This window comes from Candidatus Hydrogenedentota bacterium (assembly GCA_035416745.1).
Taxonomy (GTDB): domain Bacteria; phylum Hydrogenedentota; class Hydrogenedentia; order Hydrogenedentales; family SLHB01; genus UBA2224.
In genome coordinates this window covers 2,195-6,917 of sequence record DAOLNV010000075.1, presented here as the reverse complement: position 1 = coordinate 6,917, position 4,723 = coordinate 2,195, and the positions used below count along the sequence as shown (strand labels likewise).

5 protein-coding genes are annotated in these 4,723 nt (G+C 58.1%); all 5 read left to right on the top strand.

Features of this window, described 5'->3' with window-relative positions; all coding sequences use genetic code 11:
* Positions 1 to 549: hypothetical protein (locus PLJ71_17945; GenBank protein HQM50575.1), on the top strand; the 549-nt coding region annotated here is incomplete at its 5' end.
* 6 nt (positions 550 to 555) lie between these two features.
* On the top strand, positions 556 to 2,352 hold the full coding sequence (locus tag PLJ71_17940) for a hypothetical protein (GenBank protein ID HQM50574.1): 1,797 nt from the start codon (positions 556 to 558) through the stop codon (positions 2,350 to 2,352).
* Between the two features lie 154 nt (positions 2,353 to 2,506).
* A complete protein-coding gene (locus PLJ71_17935) occupies positions 2,507 to 3,184 on the top strand; it encodes a YggS family pyridoxal phosphate-dependent enzyme (GenBank protein HQM50573.1) in 678 nt (225 codons plus the stop codon).
* Between the two features lie 21 nt (positions 3,185 to 3,205).
* Positions 3,206 to 4,222: a phenylalanine--tRNA ligase subunit alpha gene (gene pheS, locus PLJ71_17930; GenBank protein HQM50572.1), complete on the top strand. Its 1,017-nt coding sequence runs from the start codon at positions 3,206 to 3,208 to the stop codon at positions 4,220 to 4,222.
* A gap of 1 nt (position 4,223) precedes the next feature.
* Positions 4,224 to 4,723 (top strand): phenylalanine--tRNA ligase subunit beta (locus tag PLJ71_17925; GenBank protein ID HQM50571.1); only part of this gene is annotated, 500 nt, incomplete at its 3' end.

The following is a 4,723-nucleotide window of genomic DNA, read 5'->3' as shown; positions in this document are numbered from 1 at the left end:
ATTTACACCGTCCTCTCAAAACCGGTCCGCCGGTTCCAGTATCTCCTGGGCAAGTTCGTCGGCGTGCAAATCACTGTGCTTGTAAACCTTCTGCTGATGGGCGTGCTGTTCTCCATTGCCCTCTATATCAAGGAACCCATCTTCCCGCGCATGTTGCTCTACTCCATCTTCTTGACGTATTTCGAGTTTCTCATCGTATCGGCTTTCACGTTTGCCGTGGCGGCCGCGTCTACCTCCGCCGTCTTGCCGACCATCGCCGGACTCTTCATCTACATCACAGGCAACCTGACCCAGTATCTCGAAAGCGTCGTGAACCGCTCCGAAGTGTCTGAAAACGCCGCCGACAAGGCCCTGGGCTGGATCGCGTGGGTGCTACGATACACCCTGCCTGACTTACAGAATTTCAGCCTCAAAACCCAGATCCTGGGCCTCCAAATCAATGACACGCCCAAAGATATCCAGATCCCCAACCTCGTCGTATACGGCATGTTATACGCCCTCGCAGGCTACATCATTGCATATTGGGTATTCCGCCGTAAGGAGCTGTAAGCCATCATGAAACGGTTCCCGAATCTTATACTGGCCCTGTTGACCATCGCCGCCTTGGCTTTGGGCGCTCTCCAGGGATACCGCGTCCGCAACCTGCGCGAAGCCGATGCCTTCTACCGGTGGCTCGTAACCGCCTCTACCCAGTTGCGCGTGTTCGGCACCATCACTCCCGAGTTGGAGACCGAAGAAGCGGAACGTTTCATGGACCGCGAACTCTTCGACAGGGTGGCGGACAAGGCCGACAACACGTTGCCTGATACCCCCGTTTTGGAGGACGACGTGGACGATGCAACCGGCGAACCATATCCAAAACTCGTCCGCTACACCCGAACACTCAGCACCGGGAGCCTTTCAGAGGAGAATGAAAGCGGCGGCGCCGCTATTAAGGCCAATCCGGAACAGGTAAAAAGAGACGCCGAAGTATGGCGGTTCGCCCGAAGCGATGCGCTTGCACAGGAACGGGCGGATTTCATCAAGTTCCGCCGCGAAAAGCGCCTCGCTACGGTGGGAAACCAGATCGGCGTGGCCGATATCTATCGGAACCAGGAAACTCCCGTCAGTATCGGGCAGATGTTCCTCGGCTTCCGCAAACTCGCCGCCGGCCTCGTCTGGATCCAGGTGGACGAGGCCTTCCACACGGGCGATGTGCAGCGTATGGTCCCACTCATGCGCACCACCGTCCTCCTCGACCCCAATTTCGTTGACGCCTATCTCATCGGTGCATGGCATCTCGCATATAACCTCACCGCCCAGATGCCTGAAACGCCCGAGTACAAGAAGGACTACATACCACAGGACTGCGATTGGGTCGGGAACAAAGAACGGGCCTACTATGCCGCCGTTAACTTCCTCAAAGACGGCATTCGAAACAATCCCCGCGATTACCGGCTCTATTTCGACCTCGGCTACGCGATATACGCCGAGAAGCTCCATGACCACATGAACGCCGTCACCTACCTCACCGAGGCAACCAAACAACGCCACGAGAGCTGGGTCCGCCGCATGCTCTACCATAACCTGCAGGCCAACGGCCAATTCGAAGAGGCCCGCGCCGGCTGGGAAGATTACCTTCGCGCCAATCCTGGTCACGCCGTGGCGCAACGGATGATCCCGATAAACACCGCCCTCATAAAGGAGCGCGATGCGGAAGAGTTCGGCGCCAAGGCAGACAAGATGGCCCTTCAGGCTAAGCAGGCCCGCGCCGACGGACAAGAGGCTCAGGCGGCACAACTCGATACCGAAGCGGAAGAACTCGGGAAGCAAAAAGACGCGCTCCTCGCCGAAGCCCGCAACATCTACACTGAACTCAATGCCACCGAAGCCAAAGGCGACCAGTTCGCCCAGGCCCGCCTCTGGCGCATGCATGCTCTCGAACTGCACAAAGAAGGACGCACCCTCGAAGCCTTGGCCCTTCTCCGCCAGGCCCGAATGGAAGTCTCGACTTTCTTCGACGAGGCCTCCGACATGATCATCGACATGTGCCTCCAGGCCGATTTGCCGCTCAACGTCTCCGAACGTAAACGCCTCCTCGAAATCCAACAAACCCGGGAAGCGCGGGCCGCCAAGCCGATTGACATCGCAACGCGCGTCTTTCAATACAACGCTGCCGAGGATGTCTGGCGTCAAGACGGCTACCAGAACCAGCAGACAACCGTGCTTACCCCGGCATCCAAGACGCTTGCCGCGCTCCGTAAAGAACAGCCGGTCATAGACCAATTCATCGGTCTCGGCGACAACGTGTTTTTCGAGTTGAGCGGGCAGTGGTACGAATTCCACAAGACCACCCGCCTTGGAAATACCTGAGCATCATCGGGGCCCCGGGGTGTTGCGCCTCACGTGCGCTGAAACAGGCCGGCTCTGGTTTGTTTGAAGAGATCAAATACGCAATTTGATCCCGAATCCGGGCGGCACTATCATAACACCTTGTTTATTTTGACCGGAACGGGGGAAGTGTTGCGTGACCATACCGCAAGCTGCTATAGAACGCAATCTTGCCGAGGTCCGCGGCCGCGTTGCAGCAGCTTCATGCAGGGCGGGGCGCGACCCCGGCGGCGTCCAGCTCGTGGCTGTCACCAAAACGGTCGGTCTCGATGAGATTCAAACCCTCTACGACCTGGGAGTCACCCATTTCGGCGAGAACCGCCTGCAACCCGCCCGCGAAAAGATCGAGCAGTTTACTCATGAAGCCACCTGGCACATGATTGGCAACATCCAACGTCGCAAATGTGGCGAGATTATCCGGTCCTTCAGCCGTGTGGATGCCGTGGACCGGCTGGCCGTGGCCGAAACGCTCGACCGCCGCTGCGAAGAAACTGGGAGGGAGGCGCCCCTGCCGATCCTGGTCGAGGTCAATGTCTCGGCCGAGGAGACTAAACACGGATTCGCACCCGAGGAATTGCCCGAGGCTGTTGACACGATTAGGGGCATGAAATACTTGCGCTTGGACGGTGTGCTTACCATGGCGCCTTTTGTTGAACACGCGGAACAAACGCGCCCGTTCTTCACACGTTTGCGCGAGTTGGCGCTGGCAAACGGCCTCACCACGATATCGATGGGTATGTCAAACGATTTCGAAGTCGCCGTCGAGGAAGGGGCAACCCAAGTACGCATAGGTTCGGCCTTATTCAAAACATAACTGGAAGAGGATTGTTCGTGAATGAAACAAAAACTTGACGAAATCCGCGCCACGGCCGTCCAGTCCATCAATGCCGTGACCGATTTGGCCTCCCTTGAGCAGATTCGAGTTAAATTCTTGGGGCGTAAAGGATTGCTGACCGAGGTCTTGCGCGGCCTCGCCGAAGTTGCGCCCGAGGACAGGCCCATCCTCGGAAAGGTCGCAAACGACGTCAAGCAGGCTCTCAATGATGCCCTGGAATCCAGGAAAGCCGCCCTGGCCGAGTCCGAAGAAGCAGCTTCAGCCTCCGCCGAACGCATCGACCTGACCCTGCCCGGCAGACGACCCCTGCGTGGGCACAAGCACCCCATCATGCGCGTGGCCGAGGAAATCACCGACATCTTCGTCCAATTGGGGTTCCAAGTGGCCACGGGACCCGATGTCGAGACCGAGTACTACAATTTCGACAGCCTGAACACTCCGTCGGACCACCCTGCCCGCGACCTTCACGACACCTTCTTCATCAAACCGGGCGTCGTCCTCAGGACCCATACCTCGCCTGTCCAGATGCGAGTGATGGAACGCACTCAGCCGCCCGTGGCCGTCATAGTCCCCGGGCGCGTCTACCGCGTCGACCAGGATGCCAGCCACAGCCCCATGTTCTACCAAATCGAGGGGCTTCTGGTTGACAAAGGCATCAGTTTCGCCCATCTCAAAGGGGTGCTCATGCTGTTCATACAGCGCTATTTCGGGCCAAAGACCAAAATGCGTTTTCGCCCCCATTACTTCCCGTTTACCGAGCCTTCGGCTGAGGTCGACATCTCCTGTACCGTGTGTTCCGGCAGGGGCTGCAGGGTCTGCAAACACTCCGGATGGCTCGAAATCCTGGGCTGCGGCATGGTCCACCCCCAAGTATTCAAATACGCAAAGTACGACTCTGAAACTTACACTGGCTTCGCGTTCGGCATGGGCATAGACCGCATTGCCATGCTGACCCACGCAATCACCAGCATCCATTACCTGTACGAAAACGACTTGCGGTTCCTGGAGCAGTTCTAACATGCGCATTTCACTCAATTGGCTACGCGAACTCGTCAACATAGATACCGACGTCAACAAGCTCGCCAACGAACTCACCATGCTCGGTCTCGAAATCGAGGCGCTCGAACGCCCAGGCGCTAGCCTGAGCAACGTCGTCGTCGGACAAATCAAGACCATCGACCCGCATCCCGATGCCGACAAACTCGTCGTCTGCACAACGGATATCGGCAGGGGAGACCCGCTCCTGATCGTCTGTGGCGCGAAGAATATGCGCGTCGGCGATAAAGTGCCCACGGCAGTCGAAGGCTCTACGCTGGCCGGCGGATTCAAGATCGCCCGCCGAAAAATGCGCGGCGTCGAATCTCAGGGTATGATGTGCGCCGCCGATGAACTGGGTATGGGGGCCGACCACTCCGGCCTGCTCATACTGCCCCCCGAAACTCCCGTCGGCGCCGATGCCCTCGAAATCCTCGGTCTCAACGACACCATCCTCGAGGTCGAAATCACCCCCAATCGCGG